Origin of the sequence: Niabella drilacis, assembly GCF_900101395.1 — a bacterium.
Lineage (GTDB): Bacteria > Bacteroidota > Bacteroidia > Chitinophagales > Chitinophagaceae > Niabella > Niabella drilacis.
The window spans coordinates 734,809-756,838 of sequence record NZ_FMZO01000001.1; the positions used below are offsets into that span (position 1 = coordinate 734,809).

Genomic DNA, 22,030 nt, shown 5'->3' on the forward strand with positions numbered 1-22,030 from the left:
TTGAAATGTCGGCCTTCAGCTACCAGCCTTCAGTTTTCAGCCGATCCCGGGTTGAAAATTGAAGGCTGATTGTTTTCTGCCGATCCCGGGTTCCATCCCCGTTTCTTTAAGCTTTCGGGATTTAAATGAAAGATATTTTCGCTTCGGTGGGTTGTGCCTGCACCCTGGCTGTTAGCTTATAATCTGAGCCTGTGGCGCTCTGCTCCTGGTTCGCCTTCTGTATCGCCAACTAAGTCCGCAGTTGATTGGCCGGGCGCTGCCGTTTGCCCCTGGAATGTAATACAGAAGGCCATCAGCCGGACCTTCCTCCAATTCCGGAATGCTGCCAGTTTCGCTTTTCCGTTAACCTGAAGGCAATGTGTGCGGACGCAGACTTAGCTGCTTCGATCATCAAATTTTTAATGCAGGCATAATACTGATGGCTGAAATCTGACCGCTATTTTATAATATCGCCCTTCAATCGCATCAGCTCGGTTTCAGACAATTTAGTATTATACCGGGCTTCGATCAGCCGGTCGTAAGCCTGCGCCAGGCTAAGCTGTGCTTCCCGCAGTTGCACAAGGGTGGCCATGCCCAACTTGTAGGTTTGAAAAACAATATCCACATTTTCCTTCGCCAGTTCAATATTTTCTTCCTCGAGTTTCAGTGCCCGCTTTTGCTGATCATAATTTTTATAGGAGTTGAGGGCACTCAGCCTGATGAGGGAATGCTGGTTATCGTAGTTCAGTTCTTCCATTTTCAAACTCCACCGGCTTTGTTTGATATCCCTTCTGGCAGACAGCTGGTTAAAAATGGGAATACTGGCAGTTAAACCATAGTTGTATCCATGGCTTTGATTGAACAGGGTGGAGAAGGGGTTAATGACCTTCTTATTTTCCGTGCGGGTAAAATTATACATGGAGTTAAAGGAGAGGGTAGGGTAAAGACCAGCCTTGCTTTCCTTTAATGTGTATTGTGCTACCTGGATCCTTGTTTTTGCCAGTTGGAGGGATGGATTGTCCAGCTCGATCCCGTCGAGGATACTGCCCAGTGAAAGATCATAGTTGAGCGGTATGGTATCGGGTATATCAAATGCAGCGCCATCGATCTGGCTGTTCATGGCCTGTGCCAGTTGTTCTTTAAGCTGTGCTACCTGAACTTCCTGCTGCATCCGTAATGATCGCTGGCTATTCAGGTCTACCTTGCTTTGCAGCACATCGGGTTTGGCGCCGGTTCCGATATCGAGTTTGTTCTGCGCCAGCTTGGCACGCTCTTCGTTCAGCTTGATCTGTACATCGGTGGCTTCGATCTGTTGTTTGCCTCTTGCAATGGCGTAGTAGTTGTTGATAACGGAGGCGATCGTATTAACGATCTGCTCTTTGATGGTATATTCACCGGCTTCCAGCAGCGCTGCGGCCTTGTCGCGTGTCGCAAACATCTTCAGCCCGTCAAACAGGACCCAGTTAAGGGTTACATTGGCCTGTACATTGTTGCTCCGGATATTGCTGGATTTTCTCTGGGTTCCATCTGCCAGCGTCTGTTTCTGGTTGTTATTGGTATTGGTAAGGCCGGCGTTGCCATTTACAACAGGCAGGAACGCCATGTTGCGATAGCTGTAGTCGATGGAGGCTACGGTTGAATCGTTTTTTGACAGCTGTATCTGGTAGTTGTTGAGCAGCGCAGTGGCGATCGCTTCTTCTAAGGTTAAAAGGCGCTGCGCGCGAACCTGTACGGAGCATATCAGTATCAGGAGAAGGAGGGATAGTTGCCGTGTTCTATAAAAATCGTTGTTCATGTATTAATGCATTTTATCGTTATGCGAAGCGTCGGGCTTTGCATAACTGTCGCCTTCCAGCCGGAGCATCTCATCAAATTCTTTGTTCTTCTTATTGGAAGAAAGATAGCTGTAAATAGCGGGAATTACATACAGGGTAAGGATGAGGGAAAAGATGATACCGCCTACGATCACGATCCCCAGCGGGATACGGCTGGTGGCTGCCGCTCCCAGCGACAGGGCAATAGGCAGGGCTCCCAGGGCCATGGTCATACTTGTCATAAGGATGGGCCGTAAACGCTGACCGGCTGCAAAAATTACCGCCTCCGTCTTGCCCATATTCTTCTTGCGGCTCTGGTTGGCAAACTCTACGATCAGGATCCCGTTCTTGGTTACTAACCCAATGAGCATGATCATGCCGATTTCAGAAAAGATATTAAGGGTATGGCCGAAGATCCAGAGCGAGAGCAGGGCGCCCGCCAGGGCCAGCGGCACTGTGATCATAATGATGAGGGGATCAATAAAGCTTTCGAACTGCGCTGCCAGGATCAGGAAAATAAGACCGAGCGCCAGCAAAAAGGCAAAGCTGGTATTGCTGCTGCTTTCTGCAAAATCCCTCGCCGATCCGCTCAGGGAAGTGGTGAACGATTCATCCAGCACCTTTTGAGCGATCCGGTTCATCTCTTTTACGCCATCACCAACCGTATGTCCCTCGGTAAGGCCGGCCGATACAGTGGCCGATTTGTACCGGTTAAAGTGATAGATCGTGGGCGGTGTGGTGGATTCAACCGCGTTGGTGATATTATCCAGGCTGATCAACTGTCCCTGGTTATTGCGTACAAATATTTTTTTCAGATCATTGGGGTCGTCTCGGTTGATGCGGTCTACCTGCGCCATCACCTGGTATTGCTTGCCGCTCCGGGTAAAATACCCCAGCCGCTGGTTGCTGTATGCGGTTTGCAGTGCCTGCGATACATCGCTTACCGTTACACCCAGCTGCGCCGCTTTTAAACGGTCTACATGTACCCGCAGCTCCGGTTTATTAAATTTGAGGTCGGCGTCCACCTGTTGCAGGATGTCGCTTTTGTTACATTCTTCCAGGAATTTCGGCAGTATCCCGGAAAGCTTTTCAAAATCGTTGTTTTGAAGTACAAACTGTACATCCTGTCCGCCGCGGCGGTTCACCTGGATGGTTTGGTCCTGTATGGCAAAGGCGCGGGCCTCTGTATATTTGGATACATGCCGGTTTACATAATCCACGATCTCTTTCTGGGAACGGTTCCGTTCATTGGGTGGCACCAGGCGTACCCGTACCATCCCTGTATTGGCACTCCCGCTCATGCGCGACCCTGTGATCGAGAGCACGATCTCTTTTTCCGGAACGGAGTCGATCAGGAACTGCGATACTTTGTCTACGTACTTATCCATGGCATAGAAAGACGTACCCTCCGGCGCCGTAAGGCTTAACCGGAACTGGCTCTTGTCTTCCATGGGTGCAAGCTCAGACTGTATATTGCGGCCAATGACCACGATGATGCAAAAACAGGCGATCACGATGAGCCAGGATACCCAGCGCACTTTCATAAATGCCTTTAACGACCGCTCATAGTATTGTTCCATCCCCCGGAAGAATGGCTCTGTTTTGTTATAGAACCAGGAATGTTTGTGCACGTTCTTTTTGGAAAGAAAAACGTTGAGAACAGGGGTAAGGGTCAGTGATACGAAGGCGGAAATGAGTACGGCGCCGGCTACCACGATCCCGAATTCGCGGAACAGGCTGCCTACAAAGCCCTGCAGGAAGATGATGGGCAGGAAAACGACCGCAAGGGTAATAGAGGTGGCAATAACTGCAAAATAGATCTCTTTGGAGCCTTCCAGCGCTGCCTTTCTTTTGCTCAGTCCCTGTTCCAGCTTTTTGAAGATGTTTTCGGTTACTACGATACCATCGTCTACCACCAGCCCGGTTGCCAGCACGATCGCCAGCAACGAAAGCACGTTGATGGTATATCCCATAACATACATGATAAAAAAGGCCCCGATCAGCGAAACCGGGATGTCGATCAGCGGGCGTATGGAAAGGATCCAGTCGCGGAAGAATAAATAGATAATGATCACCACCAGCCCGATGGCGATGAAGAGCGTTTCTTCTACTTCTGTGATGGATTTTTTAATATACTGGGTCTGGTCCAGGGCAATGTTCAGCTTGATATCGTCCGGAACTTCTTTTTTGATCGCCTCCATCCGTTTGTAAAATTCATCGGAGATGGAAACGTAATTGGCGCCCGGCTGTGGAATAATGGCCAGGGCAATCATAGGAACGGCGCTTTCTTTCAGGGCGGATTCTTCATTTTCCGGGCCCAGCACCACGTTGGCAACGTCTTTAACGCGGATGTCGGCGCCGCCCTCGTTTTTTATGATGATGTTTTCAAACTCTTCTTCCGTATCAAGCCGCCCGAAGGTGCGGATGGTCAGCTCTGTATTTTCGCCGGTTAATTTACCGGAAGGCAGTTCAATATTTTCCCGTTGCAGCGCCGATTGGATATCCGCTGCCGTAATGTTAAAGGCGGCCATTTTATTGGGATCCAGCCAGAGCCGCATGGCAAAGCGTTTTTCGCCCCAGGTATCGATACTGCTAACCCCGGGGATGGTCTGCAGCCGGTCTATAAGGCTGTTGGTGGCATATTCCGTAAGCTCCAGGGGATTCTTGGTATTGCTCTGCACCGTCATTGAAAGAATGGGCTCGGCGCTGGCATCTGCCTTTGTAACGGCGGAGGGTACCTCCAGGTCGGGGGGAAGCTGGCGCTGGGCTGCGGATACTTTGTCCCGCACGTCATTGGCTGCTGCCTCCAGGTTAGCACCTACCTCAAACTCCACGTTGATGTTGCTGCTTCCGTTGCTGCTGCTGGAAGTAATGTTCCGGATACCGGCAATGCCGTTGATGGCATCTTCCAGGGGCTCGGTGATCTGGCTTTCGATGATGTCTGCATTGGCACCCGCATAAGAAGTGCGCACACTTACATTGGGGGGATCAATGGCAGGGTAGTCGCGTACACCCAGGAACTTGAACCCAATAAACCCAAACACAATAATGACCAGGTTCATCACGATGGCCAATACCGGTCTCCTCAAACTTAGCTCAGAAATATTCATCAATAATGTATTGGATGATGTAGCATCATCTTTTTCAGTTAACGATCTTATTTATGCTCACTTTTGTATTGGGTTTGGTAGCCATTACCCCGGTTACCAGGATGGTATCTCCCGTCTTCAGCCCCTTTGTGATCTCAACCCGTGCTGAATCCCTGCTACCGGTTTCCACATCAGAAAAGAGGGCTTGGCCCTTGTCTACAAGGATCACCTGTTTACCGCGCGCGGTGGGCAGGATGGCCTGTGTGGGAATGAAAATAGCATTACTTTTAGGGGCGAAGCCTATCTTTACTTTGGCAAAGGCGCCGGGGATCAGTCCCTGCGCAGGACCGGTTACCACGGCTCTTACGGTCAGGCTGCGATTGGTTACCGATACATTGGATTCTGTAGCCATTACTTTGGCTGCATAGCTGGTATTATTTCCCTCCACCGTAAAATTAACGAACTGTCCCGGGGCAATTTTGGAAGTGTATTTTTCGGGGACCACAAAATCGATCTTGAGCGTACTGGTCTGGTTAATGGTCGCAATGACCGTAGCGGGTGTTACATAGGCGCCGGGACTGATCGCCTTCAGGCCCATTTTCCCGCTAAAGGGCGCCCGTACCACAGTGCGGGAAATTTCGGTGCGGACCAGGGCGATGTCGGCCTGGATGTTCTGCATGGTCAGCAGGCTGTTGTCATAGTCCTGCTTGCTGATCCCCTGTATGCCTACCAGTTGCCGGGCCCGGTCCTCATTAACTTTTGCAATGGCCAGTTGCGCTTCCAGCTTTTTCAGCTGTGCCTGCAGGTCGCCGTCATATACCCGGGCCAGTACTGTTCCTTTGCTTACCAGTTGCCCTTCTCTCACATTGAGCTGCACTACCCGGCCGGATACCTCCGGGTGGATCTCCGTTACTTCATTGGCAACAATGGTTCCCGGGGTCTCTATGTTTTCAGCAAATGACTCCGTTTTTATAATAAATGCGTCCACCTTGGCTGTGCCCCTTTTCTGACCGGAGGGAGCCGCTTTTTTCTTTTCATTGCAAGCCTGGATGCTCAGTATCAGCAACAGCAGGAGTAAGGGCGTTGGAATCCGGTTCAAACGAATGTTATTTAGTTAAATAATTAAATAATAGGCACCAAGTCTATAAGACTCTTTTGGAGCGAAAATCTTGCGTAAAGATGCGGTTTTTCTAATTTCTGAAGAACTTGCTAAAGTACGAAGAACCCGGTTAGTACTGAACTTTAAACGGGGAGCATTTGGAAAGCACTCCTTTAAACGGTGAATCGTCAGGCCGGGCACCGGGTAATAGAACTTCTCACTATGCACCTTTCTGTATACAGGAGCCCACCGGATATGTTCCGAGGCCCCGGGGGAAACCGTTAATCTGCTACTAATACTCCCGAAACATTCCAGGCACTAAAACTGGAGCCTTCCGGTTTTCCCTGCGGAATGGTTACCTGCAGGGTATATTCTCCTGCCTCAAGGTCACCCAGGCTGATCCGGAAGGGATTGGTCACCGTTCCCGGGCACCAGTTGGAGCGGCTCAGGTCGGAAGATGAAAGGCCGTTGCTGAAATTACCCGATGCGGGATTGAACAGGCGGTAAGTGCCGCAGTCCTGTCGCCAGGGCACCAGGTCAAAGATGATCTTGCCGTTGAGCAGGATCGTGTTTTTTTTGGGAACAAACTCATCACCGTTGCCCCAGCCTCCGTGTCCTGTGGTGGTATAAAGCAGGTGGGCATTTTTTAACGGAGCATTGATCCGGAAATTGACCGTCAATCCTTTTTCATTATCAAACATGGTAGCATATTCCTGCCCGGCCATTTCCATAATGTTCAGGGTATTGAACAGGGGCAGGATCTGCTGTTGCTGCTTATCTGGCCCCCCTTTGTGTATGGTAAGACGGGCTGTTATTTTATGTCCGCCTTTATCATAGTTGCCAATGAATACGCCGATATATACTTCCCTGTTATTGAGCGCAGCCGCAAAGTCGGTGATGTCCTGCCGGTAGGGAACAGCTTCCTGCCATTGCTTCCCTTTAAGCTGGATGTGGTTGAATTGTTTGATACCGAAAGGTGTGAAGAAACGCATCAGTTCCAGCGGGGGCGCATAGTCTGTTGTAGCTGCAACGCCCTGGTAATTTTTACCGTTGCCATTTGTATAAACCGGAAGGGTTTTGGCGCCGTTCTTTAACCCGTCCAGGAAGGATTGTTTTTTGCCGGTGGGTATAAGGAATACGGTTCCCGTCCGGTCGTACGCGTCTCCATTGGATTGTTCCAGGAGATCCAGGAAAATATTGCAGCCGCTGTCGAGCACCGGTATCTTTATTTTTTTTACTACGACCGTGCCGTTGGCAAACCGCATCACATCTCCGGTTGACCGGCTGGTATCCGAAAAATTAATGACCTGGTTGGTAAACAGGGGGATGGTGGTGAAGCGGCTGTTCCAGATGGCATCCCGGTAACTCAGCAGGTCGGTCTGCAGTGTTTTCCGGGCCAGGAAGGCAGGAAGCACCGGTTTTTGTTTTTCTATTTTTTCAGCCCGGATGCTGTTATTCCCGTTCCGGATCTGCTCCAGCACCAGGCCCAGGTTCTGGCCTAATGGGGTAGGGGCCCCTTTTACCGGGAGCTGGTCCGTATACCATAGTTCGATCGTATTGGAGTTGACCACTGTTTTTGCTTTTTTGCAGCGATAACCCAGTATCTCTTTGGTCTCATTCAGTAATTCGAAGTGTTGGGTACGCAATGCGGTGTCGGAAGCTGCCATGGCTTCCTGCTCATTGAGGAACGCAAAGAGCTCCTGGCGGTTGGCTGGCCGGTTGATCATCGAAAGTTCAAAAGGGTAGGTGGCTTTACCGGTAAAATCTTTTTCCGTGGTAAGCAGGGTTTGCTGAGGTCCTGCAAAAACCCAGATCTTATTTTGCCGTTCCGGTGTTTTCCCGTTAAAACTGGTACCGTAGGTGATCTTGTAGACCGGGTTATCGGTAAAAGCTACCTGTGCATTCCCTGGCATGGATACTCCTGTTAATAGGGCAACCAATAAAAAAACGTTCATTTTCATCATAATGCTATTCAGTGGTGCAAAGATAACCACCTGTCCGGTTGTTTCGGTCTGAATCTGTGATACGGAAGCCGCATATTGCTCTGGTGCAAAGTGCGCGGCAAATCCGGACTGCATGCAATACAACCGTCCTGCTCAACATCATTGCATGTTTTCTCTTGCTCCCTGAGGTTGAATTTTAACCATAAAAGCAGCAGCAGCTAAAATGGTTATGCAGGATCTTGTTGCTTAAAAGAGGCCTATTACTTTTTATAGGTTCTTGTTTTGACGGATTGCCCGTTCCTGATCGTATATTCTGTATAAAAAACCTGCGGACGGTCTTCATAAACCCGTACTTCCCGGATGAGATAGAATTTGCCGCCGACCCATTTATAATAGGCGTCACCTTCGTTGCCACGCCCGTCTGCATCCGATTTCCGGAACTCCTTTGTTAAGGCATTAAAGTCGAGGAAACCCAGTTCGTTCAGTGCTTTGTTGGAAGCAAATTGCCGCGTTTTCGGGTTGTAAATAAAATAAAGGAAGGAACCATCATTTTTTGTTGCCTGCGGAAAATAAATGGGGATTTTCAGGTCGGGATAACCGTCGAAATCCAGGTCTTCCAGTTCCGCTTCCCCGTAATCATTGTACAGCACCTCGTCGAAACCATCCAGTTCCTTTGTGATTTTTTTTACCGGGTCATGAATGAAGAGTTTATTTGCCTTTGTATAATCTTGCAGGGAACCTCCGGCATTTTCCTCTTTACCCTTATAGAGCCGGAGCCGGATCTCCCATTGCTGAAGATCATTTACGGATTCGTTTTCGACCCGTTTCAGTTGTACCGGCAGGGTGTTCTGGTGAGTTCCTGTCCAGGTTCCGCTCAGGTCCTTGCTGCCAATGGCATTGAGGGTAAATGTGCCGGTTTTTTCATGTTTCTGTAATTGCCGGTTATAAGCGCTTTCACTGATATGGGCCCCGTTGGGAGCCGTTGTTCCCTCAAGATAGATCGTTGAGGAGCTTCCCTTACGGGTATAATAATATTCACCCTGGATGGAATCAGTATTTTGAGTATGCCTTATTTTTATTTCCACCGGGTAGCTGCCAATGGTGCCCTGGTAATGTATCCAGGTGTGGACGATTGTTTTTTGAGCAACTGCCCCATGAGTAGCAAGCAGCAGCAGGAGCAAAATTGATTGTTTTTTCATATGGATATTAAAATGCTGCGGTCATTAAAAGCTGGCCCCGATCACCCGCAATACATTACCGCCCAGTATTTTCCGGATCGATTTTTTGGTATAGCCGCGCTTCAGCAGCTCGGCTGTGATGTTGGGGTAAGCGCTGACATCTTCAAGCCCGGCAGGCACGGAGCCAATGCCGTCATAATCTGATCCGATGCCTACATAGTCGTCGCCGACCAGTTTTACAATATAATCGATATGATCCACAAGGTCCGAAAGCGTTGGCCGCACGGTTTCCATTTCTTTTTTAAAATAGCTGTCCCAGTGTTTAAGTGCCAGTATCGTGTCACCCGTCTTCCGGAAAACAGAATCCACAAATTGTTTTTTTACCGGTTCTGAAAGCGAAGTGAGCTTTTCATCAAATTTCCTGCTGATAAAGCCGGAGTAAAAGTTGATACAGATGACCCCGCCATTTTTTGCTACGGCCCTGATCTGATCGTCCTTTACATTGCGGAATACAGGGCAAAGCTGGTAAACGGAGCTATGGGACAGAATAATAGGTTTGGTACTGGTGGCAATGGCATCATAAAAGGTTTGTTCACCGGTATGGGACAGGTCAACCAATACGCCCAGCTCATTGAGCCTTCTTACTACCGATTTGCCAAAGGCTGTAAGTCCTTTGTGTTTTAAGGTGTCGGGGTGCTGGGTTTCGTCCAGGGCGCTGGTAGCCCAGGAATTGCTGTTGTTCCAGGTAAGGGTCAGGTAACGCATCCCTCTTTTCTGAAGGGCTTCCAGTTTGCGGAGGTCGTTCTCGATCATGTGGCCGCCTTCCACACCGATGAGGGCTACCAGTTTTTTTTGTTTTAGGCCCTGGCGGATCTCTTTTGAGCTTTTAGCCAGCATAAGCTGTTCCGGATGGCGGCGGATCAATGCTTCCAGCGAATCGATCTGGTCATTGGCATCGGCATATACGCCTTTGGGATTATGGGCAACAGGCCCCGTAAAAACGGAAAAGAACTGTACATCCAGGCCGCCTTTCTTCCACCGTGGCAGGTCCGTATGCCGGTCCGGCTGTGGCGCTGTAATGTCTCTCCCCTGAACGACAGATGCAGATGTTACATCATTGTGCCCGTCAATGAGGATGGCTTTATCATGGATCCTTGCTGCCCTTTGCGCTGTTGCGGAAACGGCACCAAGCAGCATGCATGAAAGCCCCATTGTTTTTAAACCCGGTAGATTCATGTTTGTAGTGATTGTGCAGCTACATAGGCTGCTAAGGCACGAAGGTACACGAAGATTTTTTAGATCCTGGAGTTTGTGTTGCCAACGAGGTATAGAGACGCGGAGTTTTTTTGATCTCCCCCGGCAAAAGCCCTCATCGGCCGGGTACCTCAGAAGTTCTGATTCAGAAACCCAACGTGTTCTGTGTATCTGAGTCTCTGTGGCATTGTCTTTACATTCGTTCCCGCTCTTCCTGGTTACTATTGGTGCGTTCTGTTGCCGGAACGTCTTTTTTTCCGAATTTAAAGATCAGCGTTACCGAAAAGATCCGGTTCAGCTGGAGTACGGCATATTTCTGCCGGATGCCATTTACTACGGTGGTGTAGGAAGCACCGCTGGAGGCGAAAACGTCCTGTAGATTGGCATTAAGCGATAATTTGTCTTTTAGTAACTGTGCATTTAATCCAAGGTCAACATTATAATAGGCGTCGGATTGGTTTACCAGTGTTACTTCCCGGAACTGGTACCAGAAATTCAAGGCGGCAGAGAGCGTTTTGCCGCTGTTTAAATAAAAATTATTATTGCTGGAAACATAGGCTCCCCAGCCTTTCCGTCCTTCCACATAATCCAGCTTCGATTGTCCGTTGGTATAATAAATATTCAACAGGTTATTGCTTTCCCACCAGGGGATCGCGGAAAAGTTATATGTTTCTGAAACGCCAAAGCGGGTGCTGTTAACAAAGTTCTTGGGTGTACGCATTACAAAATTGGTATCCACATGTGCAATGGTTATGTCATCAAATCCATTATTGGTAAGGGCTACGAAGAAGGCGCTGGTGAATTTGTTTTTATAATTGTGCTGCAGCTGGAAATTGCTGTTGTATTCCGGCTGCAGGAAGGGGTTGCCTTCATAGTAACTATACGCTGTAAGTATGGAAATATACGGGTTCAGGTTCCAGAATGTGGGGCGGCGTACCCGCTTGTTATAGCTAAGGGCAAAGCTGTTGTCATCGTCTTTTTTTAAGCTGATCAACGCGTTGGGAAAGAGTTTTACATAATTGTTTTTATTGCCCTGCTGCCGGGTATAGGAGTACCCGTTGGTTTGGGTGATCTCTCCCCGCAGACCGGCCAGGAAGGACCAGTTCCCCGCTTCGCGGCTGCCATTTAGGTAGAGCGCCTGGGTATTTTCCGTGTATTTATATTCATTGCTCAGTTGCCCGTCATAGTTTTTATCCGATCCTGCCAGGCGGTAATACCGCATATTGTTGTAGGTTTCTATAAAGTTCACTTTGCCGCCCCATTGCAGTTTTGCCACGCTTGTGGGAAACTCCATATCCGCTTTTAACGCATAGATATTGATGTTCTGCAGGGTATTGTTGTAAAAGCGGGCCGTAGAGGGAGCGATCAGTCCGCCTTCCGGTGTGAAGGTTTTGGCTGTAACGTCCGATTCATCGGTTCGGTAAAAAGTAAGGAAGCTGCCGTCAAGGGAGAGGGTCTTTCCGGTGGTATCCAGCCTGGTCTTGTAATACAGGTTATAGGACTGTGTTTTGGCTAATGGTACATAGGTGGCGTAGGTGGTCAGTACCGAGTCGGCCTGTCCCCGGCCATTGTAAAAATGATTGCGTACATAATCTGCTCCTCCTTCAAAGTACCTGGAGAAGCCCGCGTTAAACCCAAGCACGGAACGTTTTGATAACTGGTAATCCGCTCCGGCGTTGACGATAATGTTCTGCCATTTATAATCACCGGTATCACTCATGATCCAGGAACGGTCCGGGTAATATTCTTCCCAGCGGAATCCGTATTTATGACGGGTGCGGTATATATTGGCATTGGCGTACAGGTTCCATTTTCCTGAATTGTAATTGACATTGCCCGTCATATCCATTCCCGGGTACTGCTGCCATTGTTTAAATCCGGCCTGGATACTGCCGCTGTATCCCTGCTGTTTATTGCGCTTGGTAACGATATTGATCAGGCCGGCATTGCCGGATGCATCATAAGCAGCCGAGGGGTTGGTAATGATCTCCACCTTTGATACATTGCCTGCGGGAATGGATCGCAGGTAGTTGAGCAGGTCTTTCTGCGAGAGCTGCAGCAGGCGCCCGTCCTGCATCAGTTGTACTTCTCCTTTACCCGGAATAGATACGCGGTCTCCGTTCATTTGCAGGCCGGGGATCTTTCCCAGGGTTTCCGCAATACTGTTGCCGACAACCGCCGGATTCTCCGCAAGATTCACTACTGTTTTGTCGGGCTTCACTTCGATCAGCCGGGCTTTTCCGGTTACGACCACATCCTTTAATACCGTACTTTTCTGCACCAGGACGATCTGCAGCAGGGTGTCATTTTGCAATTGAAGCGATAGTATCTTGTCTTCATAACTCACGGCGGAGATCTGCAGCAGGTATTTTTCCCCGCCTCTGAGGGCATCGATCTTAAAGTTCCCGGAAGCATCGGCCCCGAATGATTTGGCGGCCTGGCCGCTGCTGTAAAATTCAATGGTAGCACCCGCTACCGGTTGGGCGGCTTCGTCATGAATGGTTCCTCTAATGGTCAGTTGGGCAAAGCAAACGGTGTTCAATAAAACGACACTTAGCAGTACTATGATCTTTCGCATCTGTCAAAAATAGGGAAACCTGAAAGATATCGGGTATTTGAGAACTGAGAATTGAGGCTTGAGACAGAGATTTGATGCCGCTTCCTGGTCCTGGACCGACATTCCCACAGTTTCGAATTCCCCGGCTGTCATTGATATTCCCCAAATACCCCTACTAATGTGCCTGCAATTTCTCCCAGGGTACACCGGGCTTCCACGGCTTCAATAACCGAAGGCATGATGTTTTCTGTTCCCGATGCTTTTGAGCGAAGGCCGGAAAGGATCCGGTCACAGGCTGCCTGGTCTCGGTTATTACGCAATTGTTCCAGTTTTTGTTTTTGCAGGGCGCCGATACTGTCGTCTACTTTAAAGATAGGAGTAGTATTGGCTTCTGCTGTTTGAAAGCGGTTCACCCCCACGATGATCTTTTCGTGGGCTTCGATCTTTTGCTGGTATTCGTAAGCACTGCGGGCGATGGCTTCCTGCATAAAGCCCTCTTCAATGGCAGAGATGCTGCCCCCCATGGCATCGATCTGATCAATGAGCTCCTGTGCTTTTTGTTCCATGCCGGTGGTCATTGTTTCCACAAAGTAAGACCCGGCCAGGGGATCTACGGTGTCGGTAACGCCGCTCTCAAAAGCAACGATCTGCTGTGTCCGCAATGCGATCCTTGCGGCTTCTTCTGTAGGCAGGCTCAGCGCTTCATCAAAGCCGTTGGTGTGCAGCGACTGGGTGCCTCCCAGCACGGCGGCCAGCGTTTGAATAGTCACTCTTGAAATATTATTCTGCGGCTGCTGGGCGGTTAAGGTACTGCCACCGGTCTGTGTATGAAAACGCAGCATCTGTGCCCTGGGATCGGTGGCGCCCAGGTCTTTCATGATCTGCGCCCACATTCTGCGCGCCGCGCGGAACTTGGCCACCTCCTCAAACAGGTTATTGTGCGCATTAAAAAAGAAAGAGAGGCGTTTGCCCAATATATTAATGTCGAGGCCCTTGTCCAGTGCGGCTTTCACATAGGCTTTGCCATTGCTTAAGGTAAACGCGATCTCCTGGGCAGCGGTACTGCCGGCTTCCCGGATATGATAACCACTAATGGAGATCGTATTCCATTTAGGCAGTTCCTTGGAGCACCATTCAAAAATATCGGTGATGATGCGCATGGAAGGCTTGGGAGGATAGCGGTAGGTACCTCTGGCCGCATATTCTTTTAAAATATCGTTCTGGATGGTGCCGGATATTTTGGACAGATCGGCTCCCTGGGTTTTGGCCTGGGCTACATACAAGGCCAGTAAGATAAAGGCCGTGGCATTAATGGTCATGCTGGTCGACACTTCTTCCAGCCGGATGCCGTTGAACAGTTCCGCCATATCTTCTATACTATCGATGGCCACGCCCACCTTGCCTACTTCGCCTTCCGCCAGGGGATGATCGCTGTCGTAGCCGATCTGTGTGGGCAGGTCAAAGGCCACGCTCAGTCCCATCACACCCTGCGACAATAAATAGTGATAGCGTTTGTTGCTTTCTGCCGCAGTGCTGAAGCCGGCATATTGCCGCATGGTCCATAAGCGGCCACGGTACATATCGGGTTGTATGCCGCGGGTAAAGGGAAATTTTCCGGGCCGTTCCGGTTCCTGTTGCGGGAGGTCGGCGGCCGTGTACAGGGTATGTACCGGTATGTCACTGTCTGTATAGATCTCTTTTTCTTCCATTTTTTCTTTTTAACATACGTTCACAGCTGATGGCTAAAAGCGATAAGCGATCAGCTATACAGCCGCCCAAGTGTGCGCTCCCGTTTTTGGCGGAACAGGCTGCAACACCGATGACCTTTGTTCCACAGTCGGGCCCATAATGATAAATCGGATCCGCCTGAAGATTGTTTTGCATCAATTTCAGGGCCGTAAATATATGAACACTTGTTCGTTTAACGGCACAGTCTTTTATATTTGTGGAAATAAAACGATGCACGCATGGATTTTCAATTGTCAGAAGAACAGCAAATGATCCGGCAGGCGGCCCGCGATTTTGCAAACCAGGAATGCCTTCCGGGGGTGATTGAACGCGATGAGCAGCAAAAATTTCCAAGAGAGCAGATCGAAAAACTGGCGGACCTTGGGTTCATGGGTATGATGGTGAAGCCTGAATATGGCGGTGCCGGGCTCGATACGATCAGCTACGTACTGGCGATGGAAGAGATCTCAAAAGTAGATGCCAGTGTGAGTGTATGTATGAGCGTGAACAACAGCCTGGTCTGTTATGGATTACAGGAGTTTGGTACGGAAGCCCAGAAACAGCAGTACCTGGTACCCCTGGCGCAGGGTAAAAAAGAAGGACAGCTATATATTGGCGCGTTTTTGCTGAGTGAGCCGGAAGCCGGCAGCGACGCCACTTCCCAGCAGACGACCGCGGAGGACAAAGGGGATCACTATCTCCTGAACGGGACCAAGAACTGGATCACCAATGGCAGCAGTGCCTCGGTGTACCTGGTGATTGCGCAAACCGACCGGTCAAAAGGATCGAAGGGTATTAACGCGTTTATTGTAGAAAAGAGCTGGCCCGGTGTAACGGTGGCCGCTAAAGAAAATAAAATGGGCATCCGGGGAAGTGATACGCATACGATCCTTTTTTCGGATGTGAAAGTGCCGAAGGAGAACCGGATCGGGGAGGATGGTTTCGGGTTTAAGTTTGCTATGAAAACCCTGGCGGGGGGGCGTATCGGGATTGCCTCCCAGGCGCTGGGCATTGCGGGCGGGGCCTTTGAGCGGGCAAGGGATTATGCGAAAACAAGAAAGGCTTTCGGAACGGAAATTATGAACCACCAGGCCATTGCTTTTAAGCTGGCGGATATGGCACTGAAAATTGAGGCCGCGCGTTTGCTCTGTTTAAAGGCCGCCTGGGAAAAGGATCAGCATCTGAATTATGATATCAGTTCTTCTATGGCGAAACTCTTTGCCTCCGAAACAGCTATGTGGGCCGCCGTGGAAGCTGTGCAGGTACATGGTGGTTATGGCTTTGTAAAAGAATACCATGTAGAGCGGCTGATGCGCGATGCGAAGATCACCCAGATCTATGAAGGCACCAGCGAAGTGCAGCGGATCGTGATCAGCCGGGGCGTTTTGAAGTAGGGGCCACGAAAGGATCCCATGTCCTTTGGATCAATGGGGGCGTTCTCCACGTTCCGCAAGTTGCCCATACCTGCGCTTCTATGGCAGCCGCCAAAAAAAAACGGAGTTTTAGCGCCTACCATGTTGGGCACTGAAGCACCAAAACACTGAAAGCATGGATTTCCGGATCCGTCAGTCACTAAAAGCATTTACTAAGGGTGTCAAAATCTGTGTCTCAGCGTCTCTGTGGCTTATTCCCCATGAACAATCGTTTGCGCATTTTTTAGCCATACATAATCTGTATTTTACCGCATCATCAAATTCTATAAATATGAGAATCGGGCTGCTTACGGCTTGCTTATTGGGCTGGTTGATTGCGGGAGCACAAACTCCGGACATTGCACAGATCGAAAAAGATCTGAAGGTTTTTAAGACGCCGATGGCGCTGGAACTAAAAAAACGGGTAAAGAAAAAAGATATTGAAAACATCAGTGATCCCCAGTTAAAAGCGGCAGCCCTCCTGATGGCTGGTAAAAAATATGAGACCGCTTACCGGGTAGCCGATTATGCGGCATGGCTGAAACCTACCACGCTTGGACGGGAATTGATGATCGGGGATGGATACAGTAAATATGAGGGGATCACCGGGATCTATCTTCCCATAGGCCGGCAGGTTATTTTGGTAGAAGGCATTGCCCCGGGAAAGGAACTGCGGTTACTGGTACCTAACTGGAACCGGCGCGCGCCGGAGGGTATTGAGCCAACAAAGGATCCTGCCGGCTGGGGTATTAAACGGCAGGAATTTCCGCTCAGGAACGGGGTCAATATCATTGACCTGCAAAAATACGACGGGCTGGCCTATATTGATTATTACTCCGATGAACCGGAAAAAGAGCAGCCCGTCCGGGTGCATTTTGTAGACGGAAAAGTGAATGGTTATTTTGATATTACAAAGAACAGTGATGCAGACTGGAACCGGTTGATCGATCATGCGGTGTACCCCGTGATCGATGCAAGGGGACGTCATATCCAGATCGCCTACCCGGCGGAGGACTGTAAAAAATATGCATACGGAAAGGGCGTGGAACTGATCAGTAATTATGATTCGCTGGTATACCGCCAGCACCGGCTCCTGGGGCTGATCAAATACAATAAAGTTCCAAAGAATCATATCCTGGCACGGGTAAATTACAACTATTACATGTTCCGTGACGGGGATGGCGTTGCCTATATGGGTACGAAGCCCGGCAATGCCATGCCGCTGGTGGTGGATCCGGCCCGTGTGATCAAAGGTGATCCCTGCTGGGGCTTTAGTCATGAGGTCGGCCATGTGCATCAGTTAAGACCCTACCTGAACTGGGGGGGATTGGGAGAAGTAAGCAATAATATTTTCTCGCTTTACGGGACCACCTCTTTTGGAAACAAAAGCCGCATCTCGGAACAAAAGAATTATCAGAAGGCACGTGACAGCATCATTGCCCGTAAGATCTGCTACCTGCAGGATAATGATGTTTTTAACCGGCTGATCCCTTTCTGGCAGCTGCAGCTTTATTTTACAGGTGCCGGCGGATATGCTGATTTTTACCCGGATCTTTTTGAAGCTTTTCGTCAGCAGGGAGCGGCTGAAAGCGGTAAGGAACACCGTTCCGGGGGATGGGGCAACCGGGGCCGGAACCCTGCGGTTTATCAGCTGAATTTTGTAAAAACAGTTTGTAAGGTCGGGAAAACGGACCTTACCGGCTTCTTTGAAAAATATGGGTTCTTCTATGTAGGTAAATTTGAGTTTGGCGATTATGGCAACTACAATTATGAAATGACGCAGGAGATGGCGGACGCCTGTAAGAAGGAGATCGCTGCCATGAACCTGCCCCAACCCAAAGTAGATCTGACGACACTTGAAGACTAAGTAGCGATCCGCTGTCAGCGTTGAGATTGGAGATCCGGGAATCAATGTCGTTTCCTTACGGGGGGCTATGGTTGGTCTGAATCCTTTCAGGGTTAAAAAAGGCTTCCGGTAAAAGCTTCGCTCCTTAAACAATATCACCGGGTCGGCAGCTCTCGGATCTTTAAAGCGCCCCGCAGCGTTCTGTGGATACCCGTGGAACCTGTGAGCGATCTGCCAGGCATCGGTCTGTCAAAGCAACGATATTACATCCGGCATTCCGGATCGGGCATCGGGAACAGAACCGGATAACGGTAACATGAGTGTCGGATGAATGATAGACGTTTAGATCCTTTAAAAAATATTGCTGATGAAAAAGCAGATCATTCTTTGGGTTGTATCGCTGATGATGGTATCGGGTATTTACGGGCAACCGGCAAAGCCGGCCCAGGGGCATCATACCCCGATGATGGGCTGGGCCAGCTGGAATAATTTCAAGGTCCATATCAATGAGCAGATCATCCGGGCTCAAACGGATGCACTATTAACCAGCGGTATGAAGGCGGCCGGCTATAGCTTCATCAATATCGATGATGGGTTTTACGGAGGCCGGGATGGCAACGGCGCTATAAAAAGTCACCCGGTACGGTTCCCTCATGGTATGGGTGCCCTGGTAGCCTATATCCACTCCAAAGGCTTAGGGGCAGGCACCTACAGCGATGCAGGCATCAACACCTGCGGCTCCTATTGGGATAAAGATTCCATTGGTATCGGGATGGGGCTTTACGGGCATGAACGGCAGGACCTGGAGCTGATGCTGAATAAATGGGGCTTTGACTTTATTAAGGTAGATTGGTGCGGGGGGGAATGGCTGGGACTGGATGAGCAAACAAGGTATACGGAGATCGGCCGGCTGATCAACGCGATAAAGCCGGGTGTCTTATATAATGTTTGCCGCTGGAAATTTCCCGGGAAATGGGTGGTGAATGTTGCTAATTCCTGGAGGGTATCCGGAGATATACGGGAGCAGTTCGATGCCATTGCAAAGATCATCGATCTGAATGCGGACCTGTGGCCTTATTGCGGGCCGGGGCATGTGAATGATATGGACATGCTGCAGGTAGGCCGGGGGATGAGTTATGAAGAAGATAAAGCGCATTTTTCGATGTGGTGTATGCTGAACTCGCCCCTGCTGGCCGGCAATGATCTTACAAAAATGTCGGAGCAAACGCTTCAGATTCTTACCAATAAAGATATGATCGCCATCAATCAGGATCCGCTGGTATACCAGGCACGCAGGTTGCGGGATGACGGTGACCAGGAGGTATGGGCCCGGCCGTTGAAACATACCATGAGCGGCGAAATAGCGGTAGCGCTTTTTAACCGGGCAAAAGAAAAAGCGGTGATCCGGTTTCAGCCCGATTCTCTAAGTATTGATGCGGGAAAGGGATATACGATGCTGGACGTTTGGAGTAAAAAAACGTATACCCGTTCTACCAATAGGGAACAATCATTTGAGGTACCGGCACATGGTGTAGTGGTATTGCGGATAAAAGGAACCGCCCTTCCGTATAATGTATTCCAGTATAAATGAGACGTTAGAATTGAGACAGGCGAATTGAGATTTTATGCGTAAGATCTGAGTTCGATGAGCCGGCAGACCAGGAGCTACAACCGGGATATTGGATATTGCCTGTCACCTCCAGACCAGCACTCTGATCCCATATCTTAAATGCCAGGTCTTCTGTTCCATGTCTCAATGCTGCGGCTGAAATCTCTGGCATAATCCGTACTTTTACCCCATGTCGGTAAATGAACAGAATTATAAAGCCATTCTTGCAAAGACAGAAACAGCCGGAGCTACTCTGGTAGCTGTTTCCAAGCTAAAACCGGTAAGCGATATAAAGGCTTTGTATGACCTGGGGCAGCGGGATTTTGGGGAAAATTATGTACAGGAGCTCGCAGAAAAACAACCGCAGTTGCCGGACGATATCCGCTGGCATTTTATCGGGCATCTGCAATCCAACAAGGTTAAATATATTGCGTCGTTTGTGCACCTGATCCAGGGAGTGGATAGTGAGAGGCTGCTGGTTGAAATTGATAAACAGGCACGGAAAAACGGCCGTATCATCGATTGTCTGTTACAGGTGCATGTAGCGCAGGAGGAAACAAAATTTGGTTTCGACGGCGGGGAGGTTACGGCATTGCTCGGCCGGATCGGGTCGGGCGTACTGGTGCTGCCAAATGTGCGTGTAAAAGGCCTGATGGCCATGGCCAGTTTTACAGAGGATGCCGATCAGCTGAAGCAGGAGTTCACCGCAATGAAAGCACTTTTTGAAAAGAGCTTCAAACCTGAAACTTCAGACCTGAAACTTCAAACATTATCCATGGGTATGAGCGGTGATTATGAGCTGGCGCTGGAATGCGGAAGCACGATGATCCGGGTGGGAAGCCTGTTGTTTGGCGCAAGGGGATGACCAGCCCGCTTTCAGCGATCAGCCCTCAGTGGGTTCCGGAACGCCGGAAGAGAACCCTGGAACATCAGGCGCCAGAACCTATCAGCCCCAAACGTCGGGCCGGGGACAAAAAAGAGGCCTTTGGCGTATTTGCGGCTGGAAATTAAATTAAGCGTAACTTCACATCAGTGTTTTTAAATAGCTTATGATGGATATGATGGAGCAACTGATCCATGCTTTTGAAGAAGAAAAGTTTAACCTGGAAAGATTTATAAGAGAAGCCCTGTTGAACAGCCCGGAAGGACCGGATTATCTGACGGCGCTCCAATATGAAAAGGGATTGGACGGAACCAACCATGCCCTGGGAGTCTTGCGTACATTGGAGGACCGGTATTACCGGAAGAAGGAATGGCACCGCCATTGCATCAGGCGTTTCAGGGAGGCTGTCCGGGAGGGAAGGTCTTCCTATGCACTCCGTTTCCTGGAAGAGGAAAAAGCGCTGCTGAGCGTGTTGGAGATGCTGCCTTCAGATTGTCCGGATAAAAGTTATATCCTTCGGGAAACGTTCCGGGAGCTTACTGCGGGGGCCATTTCCGGATTTAAGTGGGTGCTTCGTAAGAATTTATATTTCCGCTTCCTGTATAAGCCGGGAAAAAAGGCTGTTTTTTGTGACCTGGTTTTTACCGGCAGGGAAAATAGGTCCTCTATTGAAACGGGGCGGCTGTCCTCAAAAGGATTTGTACCGGTCAGTGCTCGGCGCCTGCGTTTGAAATGGCCATGCCACAAAGAAGGGGTGGAGATCGATGGCCTGATGGTGCATCTTTCTGCAGTGATCTTTAATGCACTGTGTATTTTCCCGGAAGGCAGCGAAAGCCACCTGGAGCTTTTCTGATCAGCTGCAGGCATTACAAATTAAAACCGTGTATATGCTGCCAGCTGTATTGCGTTGTTCATAGTGTTGACGGTTGGTCCCTTCACCGCCTGGTTCAGGTAACCCGCCTCTATATCAAATTTTGGTGAGGCGCGGTATCCCAGGGCAATATAGGCCCGGTTCTGATCAAAGAAGGATCCGTTGAGTTTGTCTTTGTTCTGAAGGTTGAAAAACAGTTCGTTTTGTAATGCCGCAAATGGCCCTTTTTTGAATCCATTCTCGTTCCGTATGAGAGGCTGTATGCCCCGGAAAAAATACCGCAGCCGTTGCGAAAAAATGTCGCTACCCGGTCTTTCGATGAATCGTTGTTCCAGCCGGAATCGGTGGCTGAGAGCCCCGGAAAGCAACGGATGAATGACGGTGTATTGCTCCCAGATGCGGTGTTCCGTTAAGGTGCGCCCATTGGTGATATCCGGTGCCGGGAAGGTGGGGGCATACAGGTATCCCAGGGTAGCGGTCTGGTTGGGCCTGATATAATAGCTGATGCCCGGCCGTACCAGTATATTCCGCACACCGTTCCAGTTGTCGCGGGTACGTACCTGGATGTCGGAATACAATCCCCATTTCCGATCCAGCCGGGTATTATGAAACCAGGCAGCCCAGCCGGTTTGCTCAGAGCGTGTTTGACAAACTGCCGCTGCAGGTATTATGAAAAAGAACAGGAAAATAGAAACTCTGGCAATCATACCGGATAGATGATTTGTAAAAAAATTTTTTTCCAAAACAGAAAAGCATAAAAAAGGTTTA

14 protein-coding genes are annotated in these 22,030 nt (G+C 49.6%); 5 read left to right on the top strand and 9 right to left on the bottom strand.

The features are described 5' to 3' along the window. Positions 1-436 precede the first annotated feature (436 nt). The 8 genes from BLS44_RS03055 to BLS44_RS03090 all read right to left on the bottom strand — a co-directional run bounded on the left by BLS44_RS03055 (position 437) and on the right by BLS44_RS03090 (position 14,622). Positions 437-1,774 (bottom strand): TolC family protein, encoded by a 1,338-nt coding sequence (locus BLS44_RS03055; protein WP_090388514.1) that lies wholly within the window; start codon positions 1,772-1,774, stop codon positions 437-439. 3 nt (positions 1,775-1,777) lie between these two features. Next, a complete protein-coding gene (locus BLS44_RS03060) occupies positions 1,778-4,903 on the bottom strand; it encodes an efflux RND transporter permease subunit (RefSeq protein ID WP_090388515.1) in 3,126 nt (1,041 codons plus the stop codon). A 34-nt stretch (positions 4,904-4,937) separates the two neighbouring features. Next, on the bottom strand, positions 4,938-5,981 hold the full coding sequence (locus BLS44_RS03065; RefSeq protein WP_090388516.1) for an efflux RND transporter periplasmic adaptor subunit: 1,044 nt from the start codon (positions 5,979-5,981) through the stop codon (positions 4,938-4,940). Positions 5,982-6,262: 281 nt separating this feature from the next. Then, positions 6,263-7,894, bottom strand: coding sequence for a PNGase F N-terminal domain-containing protein (locus BLS44_RS03070; protein WP_245729079.1), 1,632 nt, complete (start codon positions 7,892-7,894; stop codon positions 6,263-6,265). Between the two features lie 290 nt (positions 7,895-8,184). Then, on the bottom strand, positions 8,185-9,123 hold the full coding sequence (locus tag BLS44_RS03075; RefSeq protein WP_090388517.1) for an XAC2610-related protein: 939 nt from the start codon (positions 9,121-9,123) through the stop codon (positions 8,185-8,187). A 24-nt stretch (positions 9,124-9,147) separates the two neighbouring features. Further along, positions 9,148-10,314 (bottom strand): dipeptidase, encoded by a 1,167-nt coding sequence (locus BLS44_RS03080; protein ID WP_245729080.1) that lies wholly within the window; start codon positions 10,312-10,314, stop codon positions 9,148-9,150. A gap of 235 nt (positions 10,315-10,549) precedes the next feature. Beyond that, positions 10,550-12,934 (bottom strand): outer membrane beta-barrel protein, encoded by a 2,385-nt coding sequence (locus tag BLS44_RS03085; RefSeq protein ID WP_090388519.1) that lies wholly within the window; start codon positions 12,932-12,934, stop codon positions 10,550-10,552. Positions 12,935-13,062: 128 nt separating this feature from the next. Beyond that, positions 13,063-14,622, bottom strand: a complete 1,560-nt coding sequence (locus tag BLS44_RS03090; RefSeq protein WP_090388520.1) for an acyl-CoA mutase large subunit family protein — start codon at positions 14,620-14,622, stop codon at positions 13,063-13,065. 258 nt (positions 14,623-14,880) lie between these two features. Here BLS44_RS03090 and BLS44_RS03095 point away from each other — a divergent pair, with 258 nt between their 5' ends. From BLS44_RS03095 to BLS44_RS03115, 5 genes are all read left to right on the top strand, one after another. Next, complete coding sequence (locus BLS44_RS03095; RefSeq protein WP_090388521.1) at positions 14,881-16,035, top strand: acyl-CoA dehydrogenase family protein; 1,155 nt, start codon at positions 14,881-14,883, stop codon at positions 16,033-16,035. A gap of 310 nt (positions 16,036-16,345) precedes the next feature. Next, the gene (locus BLS44_RS03100; RefSeq protein ID WP_090388522.1) at positions 16,346-17,920 is read left to right on the top strand and encodes a M60 family metallopeptidase; all 1,575 of its coding nucleotides are present in this window, start codon (positions 16,346-16,348) and stop codon (positions 17,918-17,920) included. Positions 17,921-18,266: 346 nt separating this feature from the next. Beyond that, on the top strand, positions 18,267-19,490 hold the full coding sequence (locus BLS44_RS03105) for a glycoside hydrolase family 27 protein (protein WP_090388523.1): 1,224 nt from the start codon (positions 18,267-18,269) through the stop codon (positions 19,488-19,490). Between the two features lie 208 nt (positions 19,491-19,698). Next, complete coding sequence (locus tag BLS44_RS03110) at positions 19,699-20,373, top strand: YggS family pyridoxal phosphate-dependent enzyme (RefSeq protein ID WP_090388524.1); 675 nt, start codon at positions 19,699-19,701, stop codon at positions 20,371-20,373. A gap of 193 nt (positions 20,374-20,566) precedes the next feature. Then, on the top strand, positions 20,567-21,244 hold the full coding sequence (locus BLS44_RS03115; protein WP_143019642.1) for a hypothetical protein: 678 nt from the start codon (positions 20,567-20,569) through the stop codon (positions 21,242-21,244). A gap of 20 nt (positions 21,245-21,264) precedes the next feature. Here the strand turns inward: BLS44_RS03115 and BLS44_RS03120 are convergent, their stop codons facing one another. After that, positions 21,265-21,969 carry a DUF2490 domain-containing protein gene (locus tag BLS44_RS03120; RefSeq protein ID WP_090388638.1) on the bottom strand — a complete coding sequence of 235 codons (705 nt, stop codon included), beginning with the start codon at positions 21,967-21,969 and terminating at the stop codon, positions 21,265-21,267. Between the last annotated feature and the right edge of the window lie 61 nt (positions 21,970-22,030).

Coding starts and splice junctions, on each gene's coding strand:
- BLS44_RS03120 (WP_090388638.1), bottom strand. CDS start 21,969: ATGATTGCCAGAGTTTCTATTTTCCTGTTCTTTTTCATAATACCTGCA.
- BLS44_RS03115 (WP_143019642.1), top strand. CDS start 20,567: ATGATGGAGCAACTGATCCATGCTTTTGAAGAAGAAAAGTTTAACCTG.
- BLS44_RS03095 (WP_090388521.1), top strand. CDS start 14,881: ATGGATTTTCAATTGTCAGAAGAACAGCAAATGATCCGGCAGGCGGCC.
- BLS44_RS03060 (WP_090388515.1), bottom strand. CDS start 4,903: ATGAATATTTCTGAGCTAAGTTTGAGGAGACCGGTATTGGCCATCGTG.
- BLS44_RS03110 (WP_090388524.1), top strand. CDS start 19,699: ATGTCGGTAAATGAACAGAATTATAAAGCCATTCTTGCAAAGACAGAA.
- BLS44_RS03090 (WP_090388520.1), bottom strand. CDS start 14,622: ATGGAAGAAAAAGAGATCTATACAGACAGTGACATACCGGTACATACC.
- BLS44_RS03070 (WP_245729079.1), bottom strand. CDS start 7,894: ATGCCAGGGAATGCACAGGTAGCTTTTACCGATAACCCGGTCTACAAG.
- BLS44_RS03055 (WP_090388514.1), bottom strand. CDS start 1,774: ATGAACAACGATTTTTATAGAACACGGCAACTATCCCTCCTTCTCCTG.
- BLS44_RS03105 (WP_090388523.1), top strand. CDS start 18,267: ATGAAAAAGCAGATCATTCTTTGGGTTGTATCGCTGATGATGGTATCG.
- BLS44_RS03100 (WP_090388522.1), top strand. CDS start 16,346: ATGAGAATCGGGCTGCTTACGGCTTGCTTATTGGGCTGGTTGATTGCG.
- BLS44_RS03075 (WP_090388517.1), bottom strand. CDS start 9,123: ATGAAAAAACAATCAATTTTGCTCCTGCTGCTGCTTGCTACTCATGGG.
- BLS44_RS03080 (WP_245729080.1), bottom strand. CDS start 10,314: ATGGGGCTTTCATGCATGCTGCTTGGTGCCGTTTCCGCAACAGCGCAA.
- BLS44_RS03085 (WP_090388519.1), bottom strand. CDS start 12,934: ATGCGAAAGATCATAGTACTGCTAAGTGTCGTTTTATTGAACACCGTT.